General features: G+C 64.2%; 26 protein-coding genes. 15 read left to right on the forward strand and 11 right to left on the reverse strand.

Going from position 1 to position 24,684, the window contains the following annotated elements; all coding sequences use genetic code 11:
- Positions 1-639: a helix-turn-helix domain-containing protein gene (locus tag BN984_RS01520; protein WP_049967481.1), complete on the reverse strand. Its 639-nt coding sequence runs from the start codon at positions 637-639 to the stop codon at positions 1-3.
- A 156-nt stretch (positions 640-795) separates the two neighbouring features.
- On the opposite strand from BN984_RS01520, the gene BN984_RS01525 reads away from it, so the two are divergent.
- Both BN984_RS01525 and BN984_RS01530 read left to right on the forward strand, forming a co-directional pair.
- Positions 796-1,893 (forward strand): halocyanin domain-containing protein, encoded by a 1,098-nt coding sequence (locus BN984_RS01525; protein WP_049967482.1) that lies wholly within the window; start codon positions 796-798, stop codon positions 1,891-1,893.
- A 153-nt stretch (positions 1,894-2,046) separates the two neighbouring features.
- Positions 2,047-2,682: a hypothetical protein gene (locus BN984_RS01530; RefSeq protein WP_181950674.1), complete on the forward strand. Its 636-nt coding sequence runs from the start codon at positions 2,047-2,049 to the stop codon at positions 2,680-2,682.
- A gap of 60 nt (positions 2,683-2,742) precedes the next feature.
- On the opposite strand, the gene BN984_RS01535 is transcribed toward BN984_RS01530, so the two are convergent.
- Positions 2,743-3,066: a CGCGG family putative rSAM-modified RiPP protein gene (locus tag BN984_RS01535; protein WP_008096215.1), complete on the reverse strand. Its 324-nt coding sequence runs from the start codon at positions 3,064-3,066 to the stop codon at positions 2,743-2,745.
- A gap of 119 nt (positions 3,067-3,185) precedes the next feature.
- On the opposite strand from BN984_RS01535, the gene BN984_RS01540 reads away from it, so the two are divergent.
- From BN984_RS01540 to BN984_RS18865, 3 genes are all read left to right on the forward strand, one after another.
- Positions 3,186-5,468: a nitric-oxide reductase large subunit gene (locus BN984_RS01540; protein WP_049967483.1), complete on the forward strand. Its 2,283-nt coding sequence runs from the start codon at positions 3,186-3,188 to the stop codon at positions 5,466-5,468.
- 532 nt (positions 5,469-6,000) lie between these two features.
- On the forward strand, positions 6,001-6,657 hold the full coding sequence (locus BN984_RS01545; protein WP_049913656.1) for a helix-turn-helix domain-containing protein: 657 nt from the start codon (positions 6,001-6,003) through the stop codon (positions 6,655-6,657).
- A 166-nt stretch (positions 6,658-6,823) separates the two neighbouring features.
- The gene (locus BN984_RS18865; protein ID WP_199514362.1) at positions 6,824-7,744 is read left to right on the forward strand and encodes an alpha/beta fold hydrolase; all 921 of its coding nucleotides are present in this window, start codon (positions 6,824-6,826) and stop codon (positions 7,742-7,744) included.
- Positions 7,745-7,881: 137 nt separating this feature from the next.
- Here the strand turns inward: BN984_RS18865 and BN984_RS01550 are convergent, their stop codons facing one another.
- The 4 genes from BN984_RS01550 to BN984_RS01565 all read right to left on the reverse strand — a co-directional run bounded on the left by BN984_RS01550 (position 7,882) and on the right by BN984_RS01565 (position 11,845).
- Entirely contained in the window at positions 7,882-9,063 is a 1,182-nt protein-coding gene (locus BN984_RS01550; RefSeq protein WP_049967484.1) for a tryptophan--tRNA ligase, read from the reverse strand.
- A gap of 367 nt (positions 9,064-9,430) precedes the next feature.
- Positions 9,431-9,925 (reverse strand): hypothetical protein, encoded by a 495-nt coding sequence (locus BN984_RS01555; RefSeq protein ID WP_008096197.1) that lies wholly within the window; start codon positions 9,923-9,925, stop codon positions 9,431-9,433.
- Between the two features lie 95 nt (positions 9,926-10,020).
- Complete coding sequence (locus BN984_RS01560; protein ID WP_049967485.1) at positions 10,021-10,587, reverse strand: halocyanin domain-containing protein; 567 nt, start codon at positions 10,585-10,587, stop codon at positions 10,021-10,023.
- 85 nt (positions 10,588-10,672) lie between these two features.
- On the reverse strand, positions 10,673-11,845 hold the full coding sequence (locus BN984_RS01565) for a TIGR04053 family radical SAM/SPASM domain-containing protein (protein ID WP_049967486.1): 1,173 nt from the start codon (positions 11,843-11,845) through the stop codon (positions 10,673-10,675).
- A gap of 32 nt (positions 11,846-11,877) precedes the next feature.
- On the opposite strand from BN984_RS01565, the gene BN984_RS01570 reads away from it, so the two are divergent.
- From BN984_RS01570 to BN984_RS01580, 4 genes are all read left to right on the forward strand, one after another.
- Positions 11,878-12,237: a DUF2249 domain-containing protein gene (locus BN984_RS01570; RefSeq protein ID WP_008096194.1), complete on the forward strand. Its 360-nt coding sequence runs from the start codon at positions 11,878-11,880 to the stop codon at positions 12,235-12,237.
- Positions 12,238-12,376: 139 nt separating this feature from the next.
- On the forward strand, positions 12,377-12,529 hold the full coding sequence (locus BN984_RS19300) for an HVO_2142 family zinc finger protein (RefSeq protein ID WP_008096193.1): 153 nt from the start codon (positions 12,377-12,379) through the stop codon (positions 12,527-12,529).
- A gap of 170 nt (positions 12,530-12,699) precedes the next feature.
- Positions 12,700-13,779, forward strand: coding sequence for a copper-containing nitrite reductase (gene nirK, locus BN984_RS01575; protein ID WP_008096192.1), 1,080 nt, complete (start codon positions 12,700-12,702; stop codon positions 13,777-13,779).
- A gap of 154 nt (positions 13,780-13,933) precedes the next feature.
- Entirely contained in the window at positions 13,934-14,254 is a 321-nt protein-coding gene (locus tag BN984_RS01580; protein ID WP_049967487.1) for a DUF5789 family protein, read from the forward strand.
- A gap of 216 nt (positions 14,255-14,470) precedes the next feature.
- Here the strand turns inward: BN984_RS01580 and BN984_RS01585 are convergent, their stop codons facing one another.
- Positions 14,471-14,737: a hypothetical protein gene (locus tag BN984_RS01585; protein WP_049967488.1), complete on the reverse strand. Its 267-nt coding sequence runs from the start codon at positions 14,735-14,737 to the stop codon at positions 14,471-14,473.
- Positions 14,738-14,912: 175 nt separating this feature from the next.
- On the opposite strand from BN984_RS01585, the gene BN984_RS01590 reads away from it, so the two are divergent.
- A complete protein-coding gene (locus BN984_RS01590) occupies positions 14,913-15,530 on the forward strand; it encodes a hypothetical protein (protein WP_049967489.1) in 618 nt (205 codons plus the stop codon).
- A 33-nt stretch (positions 15,531-15,563) separates the two neighbouring features.
- On the opposite strand, the gene BN984_RS01595 is transcribed toward BN984_RS01590, so the two are convergent.
- The gene (locus BN984_RS01595; protein ID WP_049967490.1) at positions 15,564-15,866 is read right to left on the reverse strand and encodes a cupin domain-containing protein; all 303 of its coding nucleotides are present in this window, start codon (positions 15,864-15,866) and stop codon (positions 15,564-15,566) included.
- Positions 15,867-16,033: 167 nt separating this feature from the next.
- On the opposite strand from BN984_RS01595, the gene BN984_RS01600 reads away from it, so the two are divergent.
- A complete protein-coding gene (locus BN984_RS01600; RefSeq protein ID WP_049913653.1) occupies positions 16,034-16,333 on the forward strand; it encodes a hypothetical protein in 300 nt (99 codons plus the stop codon).
- A 32-nt stretch (positions 16,334-16,365) separates the two neighbouring features.
- Here the strand turns inward: BN984_RS01600 and BN984_RS01605 are convergent, their stop codons facing one another.
- Together BN984_RS01605 and BN984_RS01610 are read right to left on the reverse strand one after the other, a co-directional pair.
- Positions 16,366-17,706, reverse strand: coding sequence for a hypothetical protein (locus BN984_RS01605; protein WP_049967491.1), 1,341 nt, complete (start codon positions 17,704-17,706; stop codon positions 16,366-16,368).
- A 110-nt stretch (positions 17,707-17,816) separates the two neighbouring features.
- Positions 17,817-18,050, reverse strand: coding sequence for a DUF2249 domain-containing protein (locus BN984_RS01610; RefSeq protein WP_049967492.1), 234 nt, complete (start codon positions 18,048-18,050; stop codon positions 17,817-17,819).
- Between the two features lie 372 nt (positions 18,051-18,422).
- Between BN984_RS01610 and glpK the strand changes: the two genes are divergently transcribed.
- Genes glpK through BN984_RS01625 form a run of 3 tightly spaced genes read left to right on the forward strand, consistent with a single transcriptional unit; the run spans position 18,423 to position 22,268 of the window.
- Positions 18,423-19,973 carry a glycerol kinase GlpK gene (glpK, locus tag BN984_RS01615; RefSeq protein WP_008096177.1) on the forward strand — a complete coding sequence of 517 codons (1,551 nt, stop codon included), beginning with the start codon at positions 18,423-18,425 and terminating at the stop codon, positions 19,971-19,973.
- Between the two features lies 1 nt (position 19,974).
- Entirely contained in the window at positions 19,975-21,054 is a 1,080-nt protein-coding gene (locus BN984_RS01620; protein WP_008096175.1) for a hypothetical protein, read from the forward strand.
- A 47-nt stretch (positions 21,055-21,101) separates the two neighbouring features.
- Positions 21,102-22,268, forward strand: coding sequence for a Cdc6/Cdc18 family protein (locus BN984_RS01625; protein WP_049967493.1), 1,167 nt, complete (start codon positions 21,102-21,104; stop codon positions 22,266-22,268).
- Between the two features lie 512 nt (positions 22,269-22,780).
- Here the strand turns inward: BN984_RS01625 and BN984_RS18875 are convergent.
- The gene (locus tag BN984_RS18875) at positions 22,781-22,981 is read right to left on the reverse strand and encodes a hypothetical protein (protein ID WP_081605163.1); all 201 of its coding nucleotides are present in this window, start codon (positions 22,979-22,981) and stop codon (positions 22,781-22,783) included.
- A 413-nt stretch (positions 22,982-23,394) separates the two neighbouring features.
- On the opposite strand from BN984_RS18875, the gene BN984_RS01630 reads away from it, so the two are divergent.
- On the forward strand, positions 23,395-24,264 hold the full coding sequence (locus tag BN984_RS01630) for a class 1 fructose-bisphosphatase (protein ID WP_008096171.1): 870 nt from the start codon (positions 23,395-23,397) through the stop codon (positions 24,262-24,264).
- Positions 24,265-24,684: the final 420 nt, after the last annotated feature.

Genomic DNA, 24,684 nt, shown 5'->3' on the forward strand with positions numbered 1-24,684 from the left:
TTAGACCGTCGCGTCGTCCCGCGCGAGAAACGCCTTCATGACTTTCCCTTCCGCCCGGTGGAGCTTCTCGCTCGTCGTCGACTTCGCCAGCCCGACGGCCTCGGCGAGCCCGGTGAGCGTGCACGTCCGCGGCGTGTCGTAGTAGCCCTCGGCGACCGCCGTCTCGAGGAGGGCGTACTGGTCGTCGGTGAGCAGCGATTCCGTGTCTATCGACTGGTGGATAGAGACGAGGTCGAACGGGATACCGAACTGGGTGAGCTGTTCGCCCAGCTCCGAGAGGTTCTCGCGCGGCGCGGTCACCTCGACGGTCACCTCGCCGTCGACGATGGTGATAGGCAGTTCCAGCGGGATGCCCACCTCGCTGAGCGTGAGAATCAACAGCGGCTCGGTCGTCTCGAACTGCACCAGCGCGCGCTCCGGCTGCGCTTCGAGAATCGTCACCGAGACGACCGACTCGTACTCGTCGATGGTGGTGACGACCGGCTCGATGTCGGCCGCCCGTATCTCGACGAGGCCGACGCCCGTCTCGTCGGCCGGCATCGCCGCGAGGACGGTGAACTCGGCGTCCGGATAGCGGCCCGAGAGGTCGGAAACCCAGACCTCCTCGGGGAGCGTGATGGAGAGTGTTGCCCGGGGCATCGGTAGTGAAACGAAGTCGTCCCCGCCGCACAAAGATAGTTCCGAACATGTTCGGCCCCCGGCCGCGTTTCGGGAACCAGCGAGGTGGGTTTTTCACCGGAACACGGACCGTCGAGTGTCGAGCGGGGCGGGTCCACCGTCTCGCCGCACTCAATCATGAGTTCGAACGATGCCACATCTCCGACGCTCGGCCGGCGAACCGTACTTCGACTCCTCGGCGGCGCGGCCGTCTCCACGACCGCGCTGGGAGGCGTCGCCGACTCCGCGCGAGCGCAGTCGGGGACCGACCTCGACTCGTGGTTCGCACAGACCTCGAACTACGAGGGGGTAGTGGACAAGACGGGGAGTTCGACGGTGACGGTGACGGTGGGGTCGCAGGCCAACGGCGGGGCGTTCGGCTTCGGCCCGGCCGCCGTACGCGTCGACCCCGGAACGACCGTCGTCTGGGAGTGGAACGGGAAGGGCGGGTCGCACAACGTCGCCGCCAGCGACGGGAGTTTCGAGTCCGACCTCGTCGGCGACAGCGGCCACACGTTCGAGCAGACGTTCGACGCGGCGGGCGTCTACACCTACGTCTGTACGCCGCACAAGACGCTCGGGATGAAGGGCGCAATCGTCGTCGGCGACGCCGGCGGCGCGACCGCGACCGAGGCGGCCGACTCGGCCGGCGAGGAAGAGACGGAGGCGTCCGCCGAGAGCGGCGGCGAGGGGGACGCCGACCTCGACGCGTGGTTCGAGAACACCTCGAACTTCGACGGCGTGGAGGGACAGACCGGTCTCCAGCGCGTGACGGTCGAGGTCGGGTCGCAGGCAAACGGCGGGGCGTTCGGCTTCGGCCCCGCGGCGATTCGCGTCTCGAAGGGGACGACCGTCGCGTGGACGTGGTCCGGAAAGGGCGGGTCGCACAACGTCGTCGCCGAGGACGGGAGCTTCGAGTCCGACCTCGTCAGCGCCGGCGACCACACGTTCGAACACACCTTCGAGGAGGCCGGGACGTACAGATACGCCTGCACCCCGCACGAGACGCTCGGGATGAAAGGCGCGGTCGTCGTCACCGACGACGAGGGCGGGTCGAACGCGTCGGTCGCCGAACCGTTCGGCGACCCCGAGACGGAGCGCCTCGGCGGCATCGCACTGGCCGGGACGTTCGGGGCGATGCTGGCGTCGCCCGCGCTGTTCGGCGCGTTCATGTGGCTCAAAGGCGAGGGCGACGAATCGGCGGGCGAGACGTATCCGAAGGAGAAGTCGGAGTAGGCCGCCCACAGCCGGGCAACGTCTTCGAAGACTGGGTGACTGTGCCGCGTTCGCGGCGTGGCGACGGTGAGAGGAGACCGTGGCGCTGTCGAACACTCACGGCGCGTGTCGCCAGTCCAGAACATTGTTACTGCTACCAGCGTGTTGATAACTATGCGCCGCCGCGCGTTCCTCGCGTCCGCACTGACCGCCGCCTCCACCCTGACCGCGGGATGCGGTTCCATCGGGTCGCCGACCGAACACACGGACCCGGTGGTCGAGCCCGACGACAACCCCCGAGACAGGGCGAAATATCTCCAGTTCGACGGGGACGGAGACGACGGAGACGACGGAGACCTCGCCACCGTTGGTGTCGACCCCACTTCCGGGCCCCTCCCGAGACCGCTCGCCGTCTCGATTTCGCATACAGAAGACACCGAACTGCGGTCGCTCACACAGCGCTTTACGGCACCCGACGGTGACGGGTCCCCGCCGCGACTCTCGCTCCGGGGGCCGTTCGAGGGAGGCCACAAGCCTCACCCGTCCGTGTCGCTGTTCCGAGACGAGACGGCCGCGGTCGTCGAAGTCCACCGGTTCGGCGAGCTCGCCGACGAGACCGCGTTTCTCAACCTCGCGGTCACCGAATGGCCGGAATCGGCCCGCAGGCTCGTCGTCGACAGTACCGTGGAACTCGTCGAGACGGGGGTCTTCGAGCACACGCACGTCCTCGACGCCGAACTGACGTTCGACTTCTTCGCCGAAACGGATACTGGCGACGGAACCGTTGAAACCCCGGACTCGTCGGGGTAGCTAGACACCGGCTCGTCGCGAGTGCGGACACCGGTCTCGACGTTCGAGACCGAGATGCGACTACTCGACGAACACCCGTGTCACGTGCCCGCCACAGCCGCATTGCTCGACGTAGTCGTACGATAGGTCCGCGCCAAATCGCTCCGCGAGCGCGTCGTAGAGGTACGCCTCCGGGTGGCCGTGGTCGCCGTGAGTGACGAGGTTGACGTGGTGGCCGGCAGTCGTGTGTTCAACCGCGGCGACCGCCTCCGAAACCACGAGGTCGCGGTCGGCGGCGTGCCGCGGGAGTTCGAGGTTCGCCGACCACGAGGTGTCGTGGACGCGGTCGGTCGCAGAGTCGGGCGTTTCGTGGTCGTGGTCCGCGGGTCGGGAGTCGGTCGTCATCACGGTTCGAGAGACGGCTTCCGACTCAAAGAGCGGCTATCCGAACATGTTCGTCCGGGCTGTGCGAGGTCGGGAAGCGCCGCGTGTAGCCTATAGCAGGCGTGTGAACCACGACCTGTATGGAGCTTCAACGCAAGACCATCGCGAAGGCAATCGTCGTCGTGTTCGTCTTCAACCTCGTCGTGATGGGCGCGGGCGCCTGGTTCGCCTACCAGGAGGCCCCGCCGATTCCCGACGAGGTGGTCGGACCCGACGGAGACGTCGTCGTCAGCGGCGACGTGATTCGAGAGGGCAAGACCGTGTTCCAGAAAGACGGCCTGATGAACCACGGGTCGATACTGGGCAACGGCGCGTACTACGGCGCGGACTACACCGCCGACGCGCTGGACTTGAAAGTCCAGTTCATGCGGAACTACTACGCCCAAGAGCGGTACGGTGACCCCTACGACCAACTCGACTCCGCCGACCAGGCCGCCGTCGCCGACGTGGTGAAATCCGACCTCGACGACAGCTACGAGGGCGGCGCGATTCGGTACACCGCGGCCGAGGTCTACGCCCACGAGCAGGTGCGCCAGGAGTACGTCGAGCGCTACCACGAGGGCGACCACGAGCGCGGCGTCCCCGCGAACATGATCGACTCCGAGGAGGAGGCGCAGGCGTTCGCGGACTTCGCCATGTGGACGGCGTGGTTCTCCCACACCGACCGCCCTGACGGCACTCACTCGTACACGAACGACTGGCCGTACCAGCCCGGCGCGGGCAACGACGCCACCGCCGCCTCGATGACGTGGAGCGTCATCGCCATGGTGCTTCTCGTCGCGGGCGCGGGTCTCGGCATCTGGCTGTACAAGTCGGTCGAACTCCCCGAGCCGTCGGCCGAGGACATCACGGTGCCCGAACCGGGCGACGTGAGCGTCTTCCCGAGCCAGCGGGCGGCGCTCCGGTTCGTCCCGGTGGCCGCCGGGTTGTTCTTGGCGCAGGTGCTGTTGGGCGGCCTGCTCGCGCACTTCTACATCGAGCGCGCCGGCTTCTTCGGCATCGAGTCGATATTCGGCGTGCCCATCTTGCAACTGCTCTCGTTCGCCATCGCCAAGACGTGGCACATCGACCTCGGCATCCTCTGGATCGCCGCGACGTGGCTCGGCGCGGGGCTGTTCCTCCCGCCGCTTTTGACCGGCTACGAACCGCCGAAGCAGTCGACGTACATCGACGTCCTCCTCGGCGCTATCGTCGTCGTCGTGGTCGGCGGCCTATCGGGCATCTGGCTGGGCGCGAACGGCTACATCGACGGCTCGTTGTGGTGGATTCTCGGCAACGAGGGGCTCGAATACCTCGAAGTCGGCAAGCTCTGGCAGTTCGGCATCCTCGCCGGCTTCCTCATCTGGGCGGGGTTGGCGGTTCGCGGGCTGAAGCCGCTTCTCGACAAGGAACCGCCGTACGGGCTGGCGCACATGATTCTGTACGCTGGCGGCTCTATCGCCCTCTTGTTCACCGCGGGCTTCCTCTTTACCCCCGAGACGAACATCGCCGTCACGGAGTTCTGGCGCTGGTGGGTCGTCCACATGTGGGTCGAGGGGGCCTTCGAGTTCTTCATCGTCGCCATCGTCGGCCTGACGCTGGTGTCGATGAACCTCCTGTCGCGCCGGAGCGCCGAGAAGGCGGTCATGCTCCAGGCGCTGCTCGTCATGGGGACGGGCATCATCGGCGTCTCGCACCACTACTGGTGGGTCGGCATGCCCGACATGTGGGTGCCCATCGGGAGCGTCTTCTCGACGCTCGAACTCATCCCGCTGGTGTTCATCCTCTACGAGGCGCTCGGGCAGTACCGGGCGATGTCGGGCGAGTCGTTCCCGTACCGTCTGCCGTTCATGTTCATCGTCGCCAGCGGCGTCTGGAACTTCGTCGGCGCGGGCGTGCTCGGCTTCTTCATCAACCTCCCGCTCATCAACTACTACGAGCACGGGACGTACCTGACGGTCGGTCACGCCCACGCCGCGATGTTCGGCGCGTTCGGTTTCCTCGCGCTCGGCATGGTCACCTACATGCTCCAGCTCTCCATCGACGCCGAGCGCTGGGACGGCTCGTGGCTGCACGCCGCCTTCTGGTGTTGGAACGTCGGCCTCGTGTTGATGGTGTTCGTCTCCGTCCTCCCGGTCGGCTTCCTTCAGTTGGAGACGGCGTTCACCGGGAGCTACGCCGCCGCCCGGAGCGTCGCCTTCTACGACCAGCCGCTGATTCAGACGCTGTTCTGGGCGCGGCTCCCCGGCGACTCCCTCATCATCCTCGGGACGGTCATCTACGCGGCCGACCTCGTCAGAAAGCGGTTCGTCCTCCGGCAGTCCGCCGACGACCCGAGCGTCGAGGACATGGCCGTCGCCGAGGGCATCCTGGGCGACGACTAACGGGCGAGGTTCTGTCGAATCGCTTCTTTTCTGCTCACTTGTTACGGTCGTGGTGAATGGCGAGCCGAGTTGGTCAGTTTGTTCTGGTTATGCAGAAGCACTCCCCAGTCGCTTCCGCCAATTTAGGGGAAGGTGTGTTGAGACTAAAACCGATTTAGCAGAGCTGTGATGCGTGAATTTCACCGATTCGGTCAGCGGACACTTCCCCAGATAGCTCTCCAGGCGGCTATTCTTATCACACATCCAACCAGACCCAATTTCCGAGCGAAGCGCCGAGAGTGCCTTCTGGACGTGATCGGCTCGAATCACGAGTGCGGGGGTGTTCTCGTGTGTGCCACGGTTGACGATGACATCCCGGGGAGGGTTGTGACCGGCTCGTCCACGAGTGGGTTGACGGTCAAGAACTGTTGCTGTTGCATCGTCCTTCGGCTGTTAGGTCTCGGTAGGGTCCCGTAGCCACGCTACCTCACCAGTAGGAGGTTTAAAGCTCGATTACAGAGGTATTTTACTGCGCGCAGTTTTGGTTGACGCTATGAGATACCTTACTGCCTTAGTCAAACCAGATGGAGGGGCGGCATTCCATCCACTCGGAGAGGAACTGGCGGATGACCCGTCGATCAGGCGGCGGGCTATCCATCATCTTGAGCTTCTTGATGATGATACTGTCCTCCTGTTTGCCGAGGCAAGCGGCAGTAAGAAACGATACAAACAGATTATGGAGGATTCGTCTCATGTCACTAGTTATCTTACTGCGGGTGAAGACCGATGGATGGCTGTGAGCCAATTCGAACCGACAGAAGCGGTTCGCCGATCTCTTCAACTGCAACAGGAATCACTGCTGGTGATAGAGACCCCGATTCACTTTACGTCCGAGAATCACCTTAAAATCACTTACCTGGGAACTGACGAAACGTTCAGTCAGTTATACGAATACGCCAGGAAAATGGATCAACTCACATTCGAGGTCCTTGGACTGGGAGATTATAAGACTGATAAATCATCGCTCAATAGAATGATTACACCGAGGCAGGAGGAAGTGCTTGAGGCAGCAGTTGATCTAGGATATTATCGTGAGCCCCGCGAAGCGTCACTCGAAGACATCGGCGACATCGTTGGGATTTCTCCCGGAACAGTCGGTGAGCACCTTCGGAAAGCCGAAGAACGCGTGTTCAGCGAGCTCGTTCACTGATTCTGATCTTCGCTCACGAATCGTAGCGTCAGTGAGATTCCCGCCGTACAGTAGCCAGAAGCTTCAGGAGATATAAGGAGCCACATTGGTGCGGCAGTTCTCGTATTCAGCTTTGTCGCGTATGTCCTCCCACGAGAGCACGATGCCGACGACGAAACCCAGACCCATGGCCACAGAGACGGTTACAACGACTGATGCATCGTTGCTCAGTGGGCACGATGTCGAATCGACCTATCGTGACATCAATGGCGTGCAGTTACACGTCGTCACCGCCGGCGATCCCGACGCACCTCTGGTCGTCCTTCTACACGGACATCCCGATTTCTGGTACGGCTGGCGTCATCAGATTCGTTCGCTCGTTGAGGCCGGGTTTCGAGTGGTTGTTCCGGATCAGCGAGGCTGTAATCTGAGCGACGCACCTGATGAGGTCGATGCCTACCGGCAATCGGAATTAGTCGCTGACGTGCGCGAATTGATTCACAGCGAGGGCCGAGACTCGGCCCACGTAGTCGGGCACGACTTTGGCGGGTTCGTCGCTTGGAACGTCGCACTCTGTTATCCATCTGTTGTTAATCGTCTCGGAATCTTAAACGTCCCACACCCCACGGTGTATCGAGAAACCTTACGGTCTAGCCTCGAACAAATTCTCCGGAGCTGGTACGTCTGGTTCTATCAGGTACCGAAGCTCCCCGAGTGGATGCTGCGTCGGAACGATATGGCCAATATGGTTGACTCGCTTGAAATAACCTCGAACGAAGGGACATTCGACGAAGAAACGATTAACCGCTACAAGGCGGCTTGGCAGCATACAGGTATTGAGCCGAGGATTAATTGGTATCGTGGATTCCGTCGGTCGGAACACCCATCATGCGACATCGTTACCCAGAAGACGCTGATTTGTTGGGGAGAAGATGACATAGCCCTCCTACCCTCAATGGCTGAAAGAAGCATCGACTACTGTGAAGACGGCCAGATACGGATGTTTCCTGACGCTTCACATTGGGTCCATCACGAGCGTGAAGAGGTTACTGATGCGCTAGACCGTCATCTCAGAGGAACAACAGACTCGAATCAACCGAGTCGGTGAAACCGCACTATTAGTTTCCGACGGGAGCAATAATCACTCTGTTGACGAAGTCGCTCTCGACCACAAAGTAATTTGAGAACCGTATGCATTGAGACAGTCGATCTCAACTACTGTAGGGGAACGGTGAAACGATATGCCTACTGTCGTGAGAGTTCGTTATCGGGATATCCTGCCCGCCTTCTTGCAGCCTGCCGCTCGGTTTCAGTCAGTCGATATGCAGACAACTCGTCTTCCAGCGAACCGAGTGCCGACCGACGTGCTTGATGAGTTTCGAGGAAATCCGCGATACGCTCTGCCGCGAATGCCTTGAGTTCACCACTCAATAGAGAGCCCTCACGGTAATCTGCTGCCAGTTGTTCAACCCGCTCGTCGCTCTCCTCAAAGAAGTAGTACAACAATAGATAGGGGACGTCAACCTCTGGATTCCCACCTTTCGCCCGATGTTCCTCGATGCTCGTCTGTCCACCTGAGTACGCGTACGTCCGGATTTTATCGGTGACCGTCTCTCGGTCGTCCGAAAGGAGGATACTCGGGGCGTCGTCAGACGAACTCATCTTTCCCGGCCCTTCGAGACTCGGGAGGAACTTCGAAAGCAATGCCCCGGGCTTGCTCACGTCGTAGCGTTGCTTCGCGGCGATATCACGACAGACGCGTACGTGCGGGTCTTGGTCTACTGCAATTGGAACGAGTGTCGGGTGGCGTCCCTCGACAAGTTGTGGAAGGAGCAGATGAGTTGCTTGCACGGCAGGGTAGAACGACAGGCCGATATTCTCCGGTTCTCCGTACGTCGCGTCGACTGTCGATTGGGTCACTTCCTTTGCAAAGGCAGTAGCAAGTGGGTACACCACGTCGGCGTCTGCTGTATCAACGATGATGCGAGTGCGGTCAGGGTCGAAGCCGACGGCAAGGAGGTCACGGAGATTCTGGCGAGTGTAGTCGCTGATTTCGTCCAGCGATTTGTCCTTGAGAACGTACTTCTCGTCGTCGGAGAACGGTATGTAGACGCGTGTCCCAGTCTGTTCTTGGAGATATTTTGCAAAGTAAAAGGGGAAGATGTGGCCGATATGCATCGGCCCGGAGGGGCCACGTCCGGTCACAATTGAATGGGGTTCGCCATCGTTTGCGGCATCAAGGAACGAGTCTACATCTCGTTGGGCGTAGAAGACGTCTCGACGGACGAGCGGGTGGCCGGGGTCGGGGAATCGCGTTTTCTGTTCGGAGGTGAGTTGGTCGGCTCCGAATCGGTCGAGGAGTCGGTCGTAGTCGATGTCGCCTTCGACGGCGTAGGGCGTTACGGTGAAGTTGTCTTCTGCTGGCATTGGTGGTGTTGATAGGGTAGTCACTTGGAGTGCGGTACAGCGAAGAAGCGAGTGAGCATCGCGGTGGTATCGTTGGGTGAAGCCCGTCAGACCCTACACCGAGATACTGTCCACTTCCCGTGACGCGTGCCAACGCCAGCAGTTGGCGGAGGAAGTGGACTCCATACACCTGACGAAGGGTACTTCAGATATATAATCTGTGCTTCGATTGTTACGTTTTCTTCGATGCTGTACTATCGTGGCTGTCAATCCAACCCGCTGCACACACCCGTTGTCCGTGTCCCGTACACCCACCAGTAAGCGGATTCAACGAGCCACCAGCGACTGATTCACCTCTTCCGATTTATGCCGGCGGTGGACTCCCGACTCACTCCCACGCGAGTACCAGCCCCGTCGCGGCCCCGACGACGACCGTTCCGCCGAGGGTCGCAATCACGCCCAGCGCCCCGAGCAACAGCGGGACGACGAGAAACAGGATAACGGTCTCCACGAGCGCCGAGACCGGCCCCGCGCCGGCCGACGCTTCGAACGGACTGCCCTCCATCACGACGACCGCGAGTTCGAGCAGGTACATCGGGACCGGGAGCGCGAGCAATCCCACGAGGCCGCCGACGAGCGCGCCGCGGACTCGGGAGTTCGCCCCGCCGAGTCGCCGCCAGAGCAGGCTGGCGAGCAGGCCGCCCCCGAGAAAGCCCCCGGCGACGAGCACCACCATCGGTCCGGAGGGGACGGCAGGGTCGCCGCCGGTCAGTAACGCGACCACTGGGTCGGCGAGAACGTACCAGAGCGCGAACGCGCCGCCCGCGAGGGCGAACGTCATCGAGGGGCGGCGGCGCGCGGCGGCGAGGAGCGGGTGGCCCATGCGAGAGATTCGTCGCACCGGGAGAAGAAGTTCGCGGCAGTCGAGAACCGGCCGACTCCGGGCGGAAACAGACCGAAAAACGGCGCGGCCGGACGCTACTCGACGACGACCGCGCCCTTCATGCCGAGCGTCTCGTGGGGCGTACAGGCGTATCTGTACGTCCCGACTTCCTCGAAGGTGTGTTCGAACGTGTGACCGCTGTCGCCGACGAGTTCCGATTCGAACCCGCCGTCGGCGGCGGCGACGTTGTGTGACCCGCCCTTCCCGTTCCACTCCCAGACGACCGTGGTTCCCGTCGAGACCCGCACGGCGGCCGGGCCGAACCCGAACGCCCCGCCGTTGGCCTGCGCACCAACAGTCACCGTCACCGTCGAACTCCCCGTCTTGTCCAGCACTCCGTCGTAGTTGTCGACGTTGTCGAACCAGCCGTCGAACTGTGGAGCGCTCCCGTCGCCGGAACCGTCGTCGCCGCCGGTCGTGCCGCCGGATTCGGTCGTCGGCTCGGCGGTCGATTCGGCGGTCGTCGCGTCGTCCCCGTCCGCCGCGGCCGCGTTCGCGGCGTCACCGCCGGAGCCGGAACAGCCGGCGAGCGCCGTCGACAGCGCCGCCGTCGCAGTCAGTGCCGTAAAGCGCCGTCTCGTAAAGGTTGTGTCGCGCGTCATCAGCTACACCTCGGCGGCGACGGATGCAAGCGGTTGTCCCGAACGTGTTCGGGTCGCTTCCCGTGCGCTGCCACTTCCCGAGGCGTCAGTCGCCCGCCGACCGAGTCCCGGGTATCGGGCCGTCGTAGTCGGTGGGCACGTACCCGCAGAGCGGGTCGCTGGCCAGCGGGTCGCCGGTGTGGGCGTAGGCCCGCGAGCGACTGCCGCCGCAGACGTGGCGGAACTCGCACGCGCCGCACTTCCCGCGGAGGGCGTCGCGGTCCCGGAGCGACCGAAAGAGGTCGCTCTCGCGGTACCGCTCGACGAGTCCGCCGTCGCGGACCGAGCCGGCGGACGCGGGGAGGAAGCCCGACGGGAACAGCTCTCCGGTGTGGCTGACGAAGGCGAAGCCGTCACCGGCGGTGATACCGAGTCGGCGGCCGATGCCGTCGGTCGGGGGCGCGTCGCTCGCGTCCCGCCGGCGCTGGATGGCGACTCGGCGGTAGTGGGGCGCTTCGGTCGTCTTGACGCCGAAGGGCGCTTCCTCGCTCACCTCGGTCAGCCACTCCATGACGCGCTCGGCGCGTTCGGGGGAAATCGGGTCGAGAACGCGCCCCCGACCGACGGGGACGAGGAAGAACACGGACCAGAGGACCGCGCCGAGGTCGGCCACGAGGTCGCAGAGCGCGGGGAGCTCGTCGACCGTTTCGGCGCAGACGGTCGTGTTTATCTGGAGCGGGAGCCCGGCCTCGCGGGCCGCGCGGGCGGCCGCGACGGTCTGCTCGAAGCTTCCGTCTTCGCCTCGGAAGGCGTCGTGCGACGCCGCGGTCGCGCCGTCGAGGCTGAGCGCCATGCGCTTGACGCCCGCGTCGGCGAGGGCGGCGACCGTCTCGGACGTCAGCGACGACGTCCCGCTCGGCGTGAGCGTCATCCTGAGGCCCATGTCGGTCCCGTACTCGACGAGGTCGACGAGGTCCGAGCGGGCGAGCGGGTCGCCGCCGGAGAGGACGACGAGCTGCCCGGGGCCGAACTCGCGGGCCTGGTCGAGCAGGCGCGTTCCCTCCGCCGTCGTCAGTTCGTCGGGGTGTCGCGCCGGCGTCGCGTCCGCCCGGCAGTGGTCGCACGCGAGGTCGCACGCCTGGGTGACCTCCCAGATGAGGACGAACGGCCGCCGCGAGGTGTCGATGCTCGACGGGTCCGGCGGGGCGGTCGCCGTCGGCGGCGCGTCCGCGTCGCTCCCCGTGCCCGTGTCGGTGTCGAGGTGTGGCGGTCGAGACATGGCTCTGGTCGGGTGGTTCGAGGGCGTGAAAGGTGAGCCACACCCCGAACGCGTTCGGCCGCAAGACCGGTGGCGACGGGACGAACACGTTCGGGGTGAACTTCCTGCTCCGGCGGCCCCACGACACCGGTATGGAGCACGAAGCGTACCTCGACGGACTCGACGCACCGAGCGAACGAGCGGTGAGCTTCCTCGACGTTCGGGAGCTGCCGCCGCCGGAACCGCTCACGGAGACGATGAACCGCCTCGCCGCACTCGACGGCGACACCGTGTTCGTCCAGCTCAACGACCGCGAGCCGAAGTTCCTCTACCCGAAGCTCGACGACCGGGGGTTCGCCTACTGCTCCGCCGAGCGAGACGACGGCGTCGTCACCGCGATTTGGGAACCCTGAGTCGTCGCCGTCACCGACCCTCCTCCTGCGTGCCCCTCGATAACGTCGGCGTTGCCCCGTCTGCGGCCCGAAACGTATCAATCGCGCGCAATTTGGCATAATCGTTAATGTAATAACTCCTCACGCGTTTGTACGTGGTATGAGTTCAGACCACACGAATACCACCCACTCCGAATGGTGCCCTGACTGCGGCTCCGAGATGGCCTTCACCGGCACACAACCAGCGGGACTCGCGCAGTTCTTCTGCGAGCAGTGCCGGTACCGCCGTGACCGCTTCGTCGGCGACGACTGAACTGACCGTTCGTCTTCTCGGGATTCACGCGCTCGAAAGCGGCCGCGCTTCTTCGCGTCTCGCGGCGTGGTACGACTCGCGAAGATGTTCGGAGTGCGTCTCCCAACCGTACAACCATTGTTCGTTTATACCCGTGTTCGGGCACTCGATTCAACTGGAGGGAGACACAGATGCTATCTACGACCCGGCGGCGGACGCTCCAGTGGCTCGGACTCGGCGGCGTCGCCTCGCTCGCCGGCTGTGCGACGGACGCACCGACCGCCGCGCAGTCGCTCGACGAGACGGAGGAACCGACACAACAGAGTTCGACGAATCTGGTCGACCAAGTCGCGGCCGACCCGACGGACATCCCCGGTCCCATCGACCGGCGCGAACCCGCCGAAGTCGACGTGACGCTCCGGCCGGAGGAGGTGACAGCCGAGGTCGAAGACGGTGTGACGTTCACCTACACGACGTACAACGGGCAGGTTCCCGGCCCGCTCGTCCGCGTCCGGCAGGGCGACACGGTGAACGTGACGTTCGAGAACCCCGAGGAAAACACCATGCCGCACAACGTCGACTTCCACGCGGTCGCCGGCCCCGGCGGGGGCGCGGAAGCGACGATGACGAACCCCGGCGAGACGGCGCACCTGCGGTTCAAGGCCACCTACCCCGGCGCGTACATCTACCACTGCGCCGTGCCGAACATGGACATGCACATCAGCGCCGGGATGTTCGGCCTCATCCTCGTCGAACCGCCGGAGGGGATGCCCGAGGTCGACCACGAGATATACCTCGGCCAGCACGAACTCTACACCGACAAGGACGCCGGCGAGGAGGGCCAACACAGCTTCGACTACGAGGCCATGCGGAACGAGGACCCGACGTACGTCCTCATGAACGGCGAGAAGTACGCGTGGACGCCCAACGGTCGGGGGCCGGCCGCGACGGTCGGCCTCGACGAGACGGTCCGGGTGTACTTCGTCGACGGGGGGCCGAACCTCTCCAGTAGCTTCCACCCCATCGGGAGCGTCTGGGAGACGCTCTACCCCGAGGGGTCGCTGACGACCGACCCGCAGACCCACATCCAGACGCGACAAGTGCCGCCGGGGAGCACGACCATCGCAACGATGAGTTCGCCCGTCCCCGGCGACTTCAAACTCGTCGACCACTCGCTGTCCCGCGTCGTCCGCAAGGGCTGTATGGCGGTCGTCCGCGCCGAAGGGCCGGAAGACCCCGAGATATTCGACCCCGACCCTGACCCGCAGTAGCGCCATCGCACCGGCCGGCAGTCCCCGGACTGACCGGTTTTCTACCTGACGCTGTTGAACCCCGCCGGGACTGACAGAACCCGTGTGGCGGAAGCGACATACCGAGAATCGACCACAGCATTATGCCGTTCGCTTTCAAAATGCGAAGCCAAGGATGCCAGACGATAAACAGGGACGAGATAAGCAAGCCGCCAACGAAGAACAGCGCCAGCGCGAGCGAGCGCTCCAAGAGGCACGTGACCGCGCCGACGAACCCAAACCCGGGAAGGAACTTGGGGACCTCGACGATGCACTCGAAGTTCAAGACTATCCGACCACAACGGAGCAACTCGCCGAGAACTACGGCGACTACGAGGTCGAAACGCAAGGAGGGTGGAAACCCCTCGACGAGGTGCTCGCTTCGGTCGACAACGAAATATACGACTCCGCGGACGACGTTCGCGACCGGATACAGCGACAAATAAATCGGAGATGAGTGCGTCCAAAGCAGCTTCTGTCGTGACGATATTTCGGTAACCTGCGTTCCGAGACGCGTCCTCGCTGTTTGTCCTACGCGTGGCTCGTCCGCATCAGTAGCTCCCTTCCCACAACCGAGGCGCGCACTCGATTCAGCACACCTGCTGAGACTCACCCGACGTCTGTCAGAAGGTGCGTGCAAGATGTAGAGGGCGTATTCACACATCTTGGCGTGTCAGCCCCAGTAGGTGTCAACCGATTCGCCAGCGAGTCGTGCGCGGATGAACAGGTACGCGAAATGAACTGGGACGTAGCCGAGACAGAGAACCCAGCCCTGTGGTTTCGAGACTAAGTCCCATGTGCGTTCAACGCCGCTTGTGGCATCCATCGAGAGCGTTTCAAAGCCGAGTATCGACTCGATAGCTGGTCCGACGACCATCACAAACACGCACAGATAGAGAATAGCCACGGCAAGAATTTCGAGCGATTGGTTAGAACTCATCGTTCCGCAAGCGGTGTACCGTAGATGTAGACCGCAGATAAAGCCACTTCGAGACTGGGTGGACGGTTCAGTATGTAGTCGACCGCTCCGACCCAGCCGGAGCGCCGGCACCCCGCACAGTGTGGTGAACGTGTTCGGGGGTGGGCCTACGCCCGTGGCGACCCTATTTCGGACTATGCCAGACATTTCGTCCCTGTTCGGCGGCGGGTCGCAGGCCGACCGCTTCGACGATAGCGACCAGTTCGTCCCGGAGCACCTGCCCGACCTGGACGCCTTCCTCGACGGTCACCGCGTCCTCGAGGGCGACGACCACGTCGCCGTCCACCGGGTCGCCCGCGAACTGTTCGAAGACCGCGGGGTCTACGACGTGACGTTCGGCTACAACCTCGCGCGACTAAATCTCGACCGACGACACCCCGACGCGGGCTTCCGCTACGCGGAGGACCGAGACGACCCGTCGGTCCTCCGCGCGGAGTTCACGCCGACGACGCCGTTTTGCCCGCAGTCGAAGACGCTCACCGTCGGCGCGTTCCGGGCGTGGAACGGCCTCGCCGACCGCCACGACTACGACCGCGTCCGGGTCCGCGTCGCGCCGATGCACCAGCAGGCCGGCGCCATCAACGCGGAACTCGACGCGATGGACGCGGGCGACGCGCAGGCGGAGACGGACGGCTCGACCACCGATGCCGGGACGCCAACGGACGAGCGCGACGACGAGTCGGACCCGGAGTCGCTGTCGCTGTCCGAGGGATTCGAGGCGGCGCTGAATCGGCTGTCGGGCGAAAAACAGTAGGCGTCCGTTTTTCGTTCGTCGTGACCCCGCGGTTCAGTCGTCAGCCGGCGCGAACACGAGCACTGCGCTACTATCAACCGGCGCGCGCGGCGAGATGTCGCGGTCGCCGCCGAACCGCAGCAACTCCCCCGCCGCGACCTCGTGCGTCTCGCCGTCGAGCGCGAGTTCCATCCGGCCGTCGACGACGTGGAAGACGATGTCGAAGCCGGGATGGGAGTGCGCCGGCACCTCGTCCCCGGCCTCGAGGCGGAGTCTGACGGTTTTCGGTCTGTCGGTTTCGAAGACGGGCGCGTGCATCTGTGCCGGAAGGTCGTCGAGCGCGGCGTGTTCTGGCATCACGACTGAGTCGTCGCCCGCGCCGTCGGTAAGCCTGCGGCCGAACCTGTTCGGGAGAGACACGACCGGGAGCGAATGAGCGCGAGCGCGAGTCTGAGTGTGAGAACGAGGGCTAACGGGGTGGCGAATGCAGGCGCTTTTGTCTGTCGCGGGAGATGACACGTTTGATGCCCTCCATTGTGAACGAAACCGTGTTCAGCGAGCCCTCCGGCGGCCTCTTTCCAGTCGTCCAGCTCTGCGGTGCGCTCGTCTTCTCGGGTCTGTACTGGCAGTACGCGGTCGTGGAACAGTCTTTGTCGGGCGGGTGGCTGCTGTTCATGATAGCCGGGACTGCGCTGTCCGGACTCGCGGAATCGCTTCCGAAGCACCGACGACGAGCAGCCGGCGTCCTGCGCGTCGCGGCGATTCTCGTCCTGACATGCCTGCTCGCGATTCTCTTCCTCGCTCCCGAACTCTTCGGACTGTGAGGGAGTGCGAGACGCGTCGCTGACGACCCGACTCAGTGCGCGCCGTCGTCCGCATCGGCGGCCGACGCGACTGCGCCGCCGACCAGCGACTGCGGGCTGTGGAGCCAGATAACCCGCAGGAGGTTCGCGGCGAACACCGCGACACCGACGAGTATGAGCGTCCAGCCCAACGTCTCAGCGGCCGGAGAGAGTCCGACGAGGTCGTGTGCGACGACGGCGGTGACGCCCGCGACGACGAGGGCGAAGTCGAGGCGGGCGAGGCGGTCGCTGTAGAGGTCGTCGAGCATCGGTACGGGTTCGAGGCCGAGGCGGTCGCTGTAGCGGTGGACCCAGACGATGAAGGGGACGACGTGGTAGAGCGTCCCGAGCACGACGAAGCCGACGAACCCGAGGAGGAACAGCGAGTCGCCCCCCGACGCGCCGAACAAGCGGTCCCCGGCCAGCGGGTCTGCGAACCACGCGGGGAGCGTCAGGACGGCCCAGGCGGCGAGCGCGACGGCCGCGACGGCGTACCGTGTGAGCATGGGCGTCCAGTCGACCGACGACTCGACGAGGCGGCGGGCGAGAATCGCCGCGACGCCGAGAAGCGAGAGAGCGACGAGTGCGCCGCCGACCCGCGCGAGCGTCGGCTCGGAGACGAGTCTCCCGCCGGCGAGTGCGACGACGCCGAGCGGATAGCCGATTTCCTCGACGCGGCGGAGCCACACGTCGACGCCGCGGAGTTTCGTCTGGGTGAACATCGTCGCGAGTTGGTAGAGCGCGCCGACGACGGTCGTCACGACGACCCCGAAGACGGCGAGCGTGACGTGGGTCGCGCGGACGGTTCCGTGGGTCGCGCCGACGCCGGCGAAAAGCGGCCGCGTGAAGTCGACTGCGAGCAGGAACCCGAGCGCGGTGACGACCACGAGCGCGCCGATTGCGAGGCCGAAATGGCGCTCGGTCACGTCGAACCCGTCGAGTCGAGAGAGCGTGCGCGCGATGTTGTAAGCGAACGTCCAGAAGCCGAGGAGGGCGGCGGCACCGAAGACCGGGAGCCACGCGAACGCGCCGAGGAGGAAGCACGCGGCGAGGCCGACGAGACCGACGCCGACGGCCCACAGTTGGGCGGTCGCGAGTCGTCGGGAGTAGAGGTCGACGCCGGACCAGACCGGGACGAACTGCGTCATCGCGCCCATGATGGTGACGCACACCCACCCCGCGACGAGGAGGTGGACGTGCGCGAGGCGGGCGGCACCGGGAGCGACGCCGACGGCGAGGCCGACCCGGAGGCCCACCGCGGCCGCGAGGAGACCGAGCGCGACGACGAAGTGCCGGAGCGGAATCGTCATCGGTGGCTGTCGAGCCGTGTCGATGTCGGCGGGAATGGCGCTCATACGCGACCTAGCGCGGCGCGGAGTCCTACCGGTGACTCCGAACATATTCGTCGAGGTGGAGAACTGCGGGTGGCGGGTCGGAAGCGCGGTCACGACCCGCGGCCGCGACGCTACTTCTTCGGGAACGTCGCCGCGAACTCGTCGGGGGCGCGCTGTTCGACGGTGTAGTTGTCGGCGTCGAAGGCGTCGACTTCCGCCTGCATCTCGTAGAACAGCGGCTTGGGGTCGTGGTCGTTGAGAATCGTCAGCGACTCGCCGGCGTCGAGGTCGTCGAAGGCGGCGTGAATCTTCGGATGGCGCTCTACCGGGGGAAGGCCGCGCACGTCGAGGGTGGTGTCTGCCATGCGTATCGTCCCTCGCGGGAGACCACCGAGTCGATTACCCCGAACACGTTCGCTCGCACAGCTGAACCGAATCGACACTACCCACTGCGGATGGCTAGTAAACATACTGATTCTGTGATTGTTCTCGGTGAAGAATACGTTCGTCGCCGAGCGTCGGTTGCTTTCGGATGAACACTGGATGGGCCGGGAATTCGTGGAATAACGCGCTTCTATAGTGTCTATGGGTTCTCGGAGTACCCACCCGAACGACAGTCGTTTCTCGAGTGTCACCGACGAAAATCAGTCTGAGAGATATATTTATAACGATTCAATATATTGTTTACTGGTAAGCCCACACCAGCAATAACAAATTGGGCAGGGCACGGAACACACATGGTAGACACATACGTCGGTTCGATCGACCAGGGGACGACCGGAACGCGCTTCATGATCTTCGATCACAGCGGGCAGGTCGTCGGCAACGCCTACGAGAAACACGAGCAGATTTACCCGAATCCGGGCTGGGTCGAACACGACCCCCTCGAAATCTGGGAGAACACGAAACAGGTCATCGCGGACGGGCTGGCCGACGCCGGCCTCGACGCGGAGCAACTCGAAGCGCTGGGCATCACGAACCAGCGCGAGACGACCATCGTCTGGGACCGCGAGACGGGCAAGCCGGTCCACAACGCGCTCGTCTGGCAGGACCGCCGGACGACCGACCGCGTCGAGGAGCTCCAGGCCGAAGACAAAGTCGAGTGGATTCGCGAGAAGACCGGCCTCGAAGCAGACGCCTACTTCTCGGCGACGAAAGTCGAGTGGATTCTCGACAACGCGGAGCCGCTGAAGCTCCAGAGTTCGCGCGGCGACGACCTCCGTAGTCGGGCGGAGGAGGGCGAACTCCTGATGGGCACCATCGACGCGTGGCTCATCTACAACCTGACGGGCAACCACATCACTGACGTGTCGAACGCCTCGCGGACGATGCTCTACGACATCGAGGCGCTCGACTGGGACGACGACCTCCTCGCCGAGTTCGACGTACCCAAAGAGATGGTTCCGGAGGTCCGGCCGTCCTCGGACGAGGACCTCTACGGCCACACGGACGCGGACGGCTTCCTCGGCGCGGAAATCCCCGTCGCGGGCGCGCTCGGCGACCAGCAGGCCGCGCTGTTCGGCCAGACCTGCTTCGACGAGGGCGACGCGAAGAACACCTACGGCACCGGCTCGTTCTACCTCATGAACACCGGGACCGAGGCGGTCTCGTCCGACCACGGCCTCCTGACGACCATCGGATTCCAACTCTCCGGCGAGCCCGTCCAGTACGCCCTCGAAGGCTCTATCTTCATCACCGGCGCGGCCATCGAGTGGCTCGAAGACGTCGACCTCATCAACAACGCCGCCCAGACGGCGGAGCTCGCTCGCTCCGTGAAGTCTACGGACGGTGTCTACATGGTCCCGGCGTTCACGGGCCTCGGCGCGCCCCACTGGGACGGCCGCGCCCGCGGTACCATCGTCGGCATGACCCGCGGCACGCGGAAGGAGCATCTCGTCCGCGCGACGCTCGAATCCATCGCCTACCAGACCCGCGACGTGGCCGAGGCCATGGAGGCCGACTCGGGCGTCGAACTGAACGCGCTCCGCGTCGACGGCGGCGCGGTCAAGAACAACTTCCTCTGTCAGCTCCAGTCCGACATCATCCAGACGGACATCGCCCGGCCGGAGGTCGACGAGACGACCGCCCTCGGGTCGGCGTACGCCGCCGGCCTCGCCGTCGGCTACTGGGACACCGTGGACGAACTCCGCGACAACTGGCAGGTCGACCGAGAGTTCTCGCCCGAAGCCGACGCCGAGCGCGTCGACAAGATGTACGACCGCTGGCACGACGCGGTCGACCGCTCGCTCGACTGGGCGCGCGAAGACGAAGCCGAGGGGGACGAGTGAGATGGCCATCGTGTTCGGCCTCGAAGCCATCGACATCCTCGTGCTCGTCATCGCCTCGTTCGCGGGCGGGATGTTCGGCGCGTCCCTCGGGGCGCTGCCGGCGTTCATTTTCACCGGTATCATGGTGCTCGTCGGCGAGGCCGGCAACGTCGTCTCCACGGAGTTCGTCGGGGGCGGTGGCCTCGTCGCCGACGCCGCGGGCGGCTACGGTGCCGGCATCGTCGGCCCGCTGGCGTTCGGCCCCGTCTTCGGCCCCCACGTCGCCTTCGCGGGCGGCGTCGCCGCCGCGGCCTACGCCGCGAAGAACGACGGTATGCCCGCACCCGCCGACGGCGACTACCACCCCGCGAAGGACATCGCGTACGCGCTCGGCACCCGACCGGACATCCTCGCGGTGGGCGGCGTCTTCGGCGTCATCGGGATGGCGATTCGTCAGACCTCTGCTGGCCTCGCGCTCCCGCTCGACCCGCCCGCGGTCGGCGTCGTCCTGACCGCGCTGCTCGCCCGCGCCGTCTTCGGCTACGAACTCGTCGGAACCCCCCGCGGCAAGGGCTTCCTCGACGTGTCGCCGTTCGAGACGGGCACAAAACGCGAGGCGATGACCGACGGTGGGACCGCCACCGGCGGTTCGTACCGCCTCGCGGTCGAGCCGTGGCTCCCGCACCAGTACAAGTGGAGCGGCGTTGCCGCCGTCGGGATGGCCGTTGGCATCCTCAGCGCGTACATCTTCGCGCGCACGGGGAGCCTGTTCATCCCGTTCGGCATCTCCGCGACGAGCCTGCTGTTCTTGAACCTCGGCGTCGAGAAAATTCCGGTCACCCACCACATGAGCCTCCCGGCGACGTTCATCGCCAGCATGGCCATGCTCGACGGCGCGAGCGTCCCCGTGGCGCTCGTGCTCGGTGCGGGCTTCGGCGTCCTCGGCGGCGTCCTCGGCGAGGTGTACGAGCGCGTCTTCTACGCGCACGGCAGCACCCACTTCGACCCGCCCGCGGCCTCCATCGTGACGACCACGTTCGTCCTCGGCCTGCTCGCCATCGCGGGCGTCTTCACCACGGCCGGCGCGGTGCCGCTGCCGTGAGCAGTCAGAACTGATATACCTCCCATTTCGGAACTATCATCCACGACATGGACATCGAAGCGAGGATCAAACGTCGGCAGCGCCGTGACGGTGAGCCTCGCCTCCTCGTCGACTACGATTCGCTCTCGCCGGTCGTGCACATCGACGACCCGGTGAACTGCGGGCCGGTGTTGGAGCGATTACTCGACTACCTCGACCCGGTGTTCGACGGCCACCTCCCGCCGAACGCCTACGTCTACGGCCCCAAAGGGTCGGGGAAGTCGGCGGTCGTGACGGCGCTTTTCGACCGCCTCGTCCGCGTGTCGAGCGTCAACAACGCCGCCATTCACACGACGACCCGCGTGCAGGCGACGTTCGCGCCGCGGTTCGTCTACGTCGACGCGCGCGAGACGACGAGCGCGTTCGCGTTCTATCACGCCGTGCTCGCCGCGCTCGTCGACGAGTCGGTGCCGAAGCAAGGCATCAAGACGGAGGCGCTCCAGTCGCGGCTCAAAGCGACGCTCGACGGCCCGCAGACGGGAGCCATCGTCGCCGTCGACCACCTCGAAGAGCCGGGGACGCTCGATGGCGAGGCGTTCGTCGACCTCTGTGCTGGACTGCCGAGCAAGGTCAGTTGGTTGGCCATCGGGCGTTCGTCGCCCGACGAGACGGTGCTGACCGACTACACGGCCAGCGAGATTCAGTTCGAACCGTACCAGAGTCAGGTGCTCATCGACGTGCTGATGACCCGGGCGTCGTCGGCCGGGTCCCAGCGGACGCTCGACCACCGACTCGCGCGCGACATCGCCGAGTGGGCCGACGGCGACGCCCACGACGCGCTCGCGGCGCTGTTCGGCGCGGCCGACGAGGCGACTCGGAACAGACACCAGAGCATCACCGCGGCCGACACCGCCGCGGGAATCGCTGCGGTGCCGCGCCCGTGCGTCTCGCTCGGCCGCGTGTTCGCGCTCCCGGAGAACCGCCAGCAGGTGCTTCACGAACTCCTCGCGTTGCGACCCGACCAACAGCAGTCGGTGCGGGCGACGAGCCAGCACATCGCCAAGTCGGTCGACCTCTCGGCGGCGACGGTCAAGCGCATCCTGTACGAACTCGCCGAAGACGGCATCACCCGTCGGGTCACGGCGGAGCGCGTCGACCGGAAGGGCCGGCCGCCGAGCCGACTCGAACCGCGGTTCCCGACGGTCGTGTTCGAACGACTGTTCGCCGCGCAGTAATCTGTTTCCACCGAGCGACAACGAATTTATTATAGAGTATTGTCACAACTTCGTATGGGATTGACGATTACGCGACGGGCCACCGCTGGCATCCTCGCTGTCTGTTGTGGGCTCCTGTCTACAATGATTGCTGTGGACGTAATTGGTGGCTATCTCTCGTTGGAAGGAATGCCAATCGTGTACGGCCTTCTGGGACTGTCAGCAGTCGGGACTCTCGTGTCAAATTGGGTCGGCCCAGCCCCCTCGTGGAAGTCTCTGCCTCTGTACGGAGCATTGACGTTTGGAAGTTCGATTATACTGTTTCTCTATCTGTTCTCTCTAACGAATGCCTGATGTTCCTTGACCCGGCGCTGGTGCATCACGAGACGCCGTCGGTTTCAACCGATGACCGGTCAAGTTCTGTCAGAAGGAGTGTGCAACAGACAGAGGGTGTAATCTCTCACGGAGCCTTCGTTTATTCCATCGTATCGACGCTGAACCAACCGTTCAGTAGCGCGTGCGAGTGGATTAACTCAGACGTCGAATCCGTTTCGCCTGAGTGCCTCTGCTAGTTCCCCATCAGGGTCAGCCGCAAACTCAACCAACGATGACTCAGGCCTTGTTGTCGTATATAGTTCAGAGTCAATATTGTCCGGAATCTCGTTCGCGTGCGTCTTATCTACAACTGCAACTGATATTTTTGGCCTCGCGTCCGCGTCTTTTGACTCGCTCATTAACTGATGGTACAGGGAAGCGATGTTTGGCTTTTCGCATATCCGATTGTGAAATTCTGGACTTGTTGAAATGATTGAGAATTGAGTAGTGAGGTATGCTGAATATAGAGGGTGTACGTAGCGATTTGCTCTGCCCATATCGAGTGCTGAACTCATAGCCGACTCGCACCCTGTATTCAGCACGAGTCCAACAACCTTCACCAGCGGAGGACTTCAACAGCGCCCGAGCCGAAAACCCGCCGCAAACCCCGTCGTCGGCGCGGTGCAACGCTTACGCTCGGGGACAGAACTATACTCCGTCCACGGAATCTGTAGGTAATGACGACCACTCCGAGGCCCGTCCGCGCGCCGCCCGTCGGCGTCCCGTCGAATCGCTTCGACGCATCCGCGACCCCGCAGGGTGTATCGAACGCATGACAGACGAATCGAGTCGGGAGGACGACGTGGTCGACGCCGTCGTCGAGACGCTCTGTGCGGCCGCGCCGTCGATTCGCGCGGGGCTGCCCGGCCGGCGCGTCTACGAGGAGGGCACGAATCCGAGCGGCGAGCGCCAGTTGGAAGCCGACACCTACGCCGACGAACTGCTGTTGAAGCGGCTCCGGCCCCTCGACGGCGTTGGCGAGTACGCCAGCGAGGAGCGCGCCGACGTCATCGACATCGGCGAGGGCGTGTCCGTCGCGCTCGACCCGCTCGACGGGTCGACGAACCTGAAGCCGAACAACGTGATGGGGACGCTGTACAGCGTCTACGACGAACCGCTCCCCACGGGTGGCGAGAACCTGCTCGCCGCTGGCTACATCCTCTACGGCCCGGTGACGACGCTCGTGGCCGCCCGCGACGGCGTCGTCAGCGAGTACATCCTCGAATCGGGCATCAAGCGCCCGCTCCGCGAGGAGTTGACGCTGCCCGACGACCCCGCCATCTTCAGTTTCGGCGGCCGCGTCAACCACTGGTTCGACGAGTTCGAGGCGTTCGCCAGCGAGACCGAGCGCACCGAGGGGATGAAACTCCGCTACGGCGGGTCGATGATCGGTGACGTGAACCAGATTCTCCACTACGGCGGCGTCTTCGCGTACCCCGCACAGACCGACGCACCGAGCGGGAAACTCCGACAGCAGTTCGAGGGCTTTCCCATCGGCTACATCATCGAGTGCGCGGGCGGGCGGTCGTCGGACGGCGAGCAATCGCTCCTCTCGGGGACGCCCGACGGCATCCACGACCGCGTCCCGGTCTACATCGGCAACGACTCGCTCGTCGAGTCGCTGGAAGCGCGACTGGGCTGACGGTCCGACTCACGCGGTGGCGGAGTCGCGGTCCGATACGAGCCAGACTCACCGACACCTACCGAACCGAGCAACGAGCTCGCTACCATGGGACCCGACCGTTCCGACTGCTGGAAACATATCAACAAAGTTAATATTAAAGTTCTATGTCTGCTTGAGGTGACTCAGGGACTCGGCGACAACGTCTCCAACTGGGCTCGTCAGTTAACTACCGAGGCCGTACGAGTCACATAAAATTGTATGGTAATCAAAATATTGTCTGTGGCGTGTGCTATCCACTCGTAGGAGGGGATTCCCGGTCAAACGGTACTCAATCGTGTGAAAAGGGCTCTTTTGGAGATCCTCTTCACGTGGTCGAATCGAGTCGGTCAGGAGGTTCGGGACTGAGCCCAATACCGGTGGTCAACGACGTGGATGGCG

Source organism: Haloferax prahovense (genome assembly GCF_000723845.1).
In the GTDB taxonomy this organism is placed as follows: Archaea; Halobacteriota; Halobacteria; order Halobacteriales; family Haloferacaceae; genus Haloferax; species Haloferax prahovense.

Bases quoted from the DNA above. Each gene is read 5' to 3' on its own strand.
- BN984_RS01525 (WP_049967482.1), top strand. From the start codon at position 796: ATGAGTTCGAACGATGCCACATCTCCGACGCTCGGCCGGCGAACCGTA.
- BN984_RS01605 (WP_049967491.1), bottom strand. From the start codon at position 17,706: ATGAGCGCCATTCCCGCCGACATCGACACGGCTCGACAGCCACCGATG.
- BN984_RS01565 (WP_049967486.1), bottom strand. From the start codon at position 11,845: ATGTCTCGACCGCCACACCTCGACACCGACACGGGCACGGGGAGCGAC.
- nirK (WP_008096192.1), top strand. From the start codon at position 12,700: ATGCTATCTACGACCCGGCGGCGGACGCTCCAGTGGCTCGGACTCGGC.
- BN984_RS01610 (WP_049967492.1), bottom strand. From the start codon at position 18,050: ATGGCAGACACCACCCTCGACGTGCGCGGCCTTCCCCCGGTAGAGCGC.
- BN984_RS01630 (WP_008096171.1), top strand. From the start codon at position 23,395: ATGACAGACGAATCGAGTCGGGAGGACGACGTGGTCGACGCCGTCGTC.
- BN984_RS01620 (WP_008096175.1), top strand. From the start codon at position 19,975: ATGGCCATCGTGTTCGGCCTCGAAGCCATCGACATCCTCGTGCTCGTC.
- BN984_RS01545 (WP_049913656.1), top strand. From the start codon at position 6,001: ATGAGATACCTTACTGCCTTAGTCAAACCAGATGGAGGGGCGGCATTC.
- BN984_RS01560 (WP_049967485.1), bottom strand. From the start codon at position 10,587: ATGACGCGCGACACAACCTTTACGAGACGGCGCTTTACGGCACTGACT.
- BN984_RS01530 (WP_181950674.1), top strand. From the start codon at position 2,047: ATGCGCCGCCGCGCGTTCCTCGCGTCCGCACTGACCGCCGCCTCCACC.
- BN984_RS01580 (WP_049967487.1), top strand. From the start codon at position 13,934: ATGCCAGACGATAAACAGGGACGAGATAAGCAAGCCGCCAACGAAGAA.
- BN984_RS18875 (WP_081605163.1), bottom strand. From the start codon at position 22,981: ATGAGCGAGTCAAAAGACGCGGACGCGAGGCCAAAAATATCAGTTGCA.
- BN984_RS01600 (WP_049913653.1), top strand. From the start codon at position 16,034: ATGCCCTCCATTGTGAACGAAACCGTGTTCAGCGAGCCCTCCGGCGGC.
- BN984_RS01520 (WP_049967481.1), bottom strand. From the start codon at position 639: ATGCCCCGGGCAACACTCTCCATCACGCTCCCCGAGGAGGTCTGGGTT.
- BN984_RS01625 (WP_049967493.1), top strand. From the start codon at position 21,102: ATGGACATCGAAGCGAGGATCAAACGTCGGCAGCGCCGTGACGGTGAG.
- BN984_RS18865 (WP_199514362.1), top strand. From the start codon at position 6,824: ATGGCCACAGAGACGGTTACAACGACTGATGCATCGTTGCTCAGTGGG.
- BN984_RS01535 (WP_008096215.1), bottom strand. From the start codon at position 3,066: ATGACGACCGACTCCCGACCCGCGGACCACGACCACGAAACGCCCGAC.
- BN984_RS01555 (WP_008096197.1), bottom strand. From the start codon at position 9,925: ATGGGCCACCCGCTCCTCGCCGCCGCGCGCCGCCGCCCCTCGATGACG.
- BN984_RS01595 (WP_049967490.1), bottom strand. From the start codon at position 15,866: ATGCCAGAACACGCCGCGCTCGACGACCTTCCGGCACAGATGCACGCG.
- BN984_RS19300 (WP_008096193.1), top strand. From the start codon at position 12,377: ATGAGTTCAGACCACACGAATACCACCCACTCCGAATGGTGCCCTGAC.
- BN984_RS01585 (WP_049967488.1), bottom strand. From the start codon at position 14,737: ATGAGTTCTAACCAATCGCTCGAAATTCTTGCCGTGGCTATTCTCTAT.
- glpK (WP_008096177.1), top strand. From the start codon at position 18,423: ATGGTAGACACATACGTCGGTTCGATCGACCAGGGGACGACCGGAACG.
- BN984_RS01550 (WP_049967484.1), bottom strand. From the start codon at position 9,063: ATGCCAGCAGAAGACAACTTCACCGTAACGCCCTACGCCGTCGAAGGC.
- BN984_RS01590 (WP_049967489.1), top strand. From the start codon at position 14,913: ATGCCAGACATTTCGTCCCTGTTCGGCGGCGGGTCGCAGGCCGACCGC.
- BN984_RS01540 (WP_049967483.1), top strand. From the start codon at position 3,186: ATGGAGCTTCAACGCAAGACCATCGCGAAGGCAATCGTCGTCGTGTTC.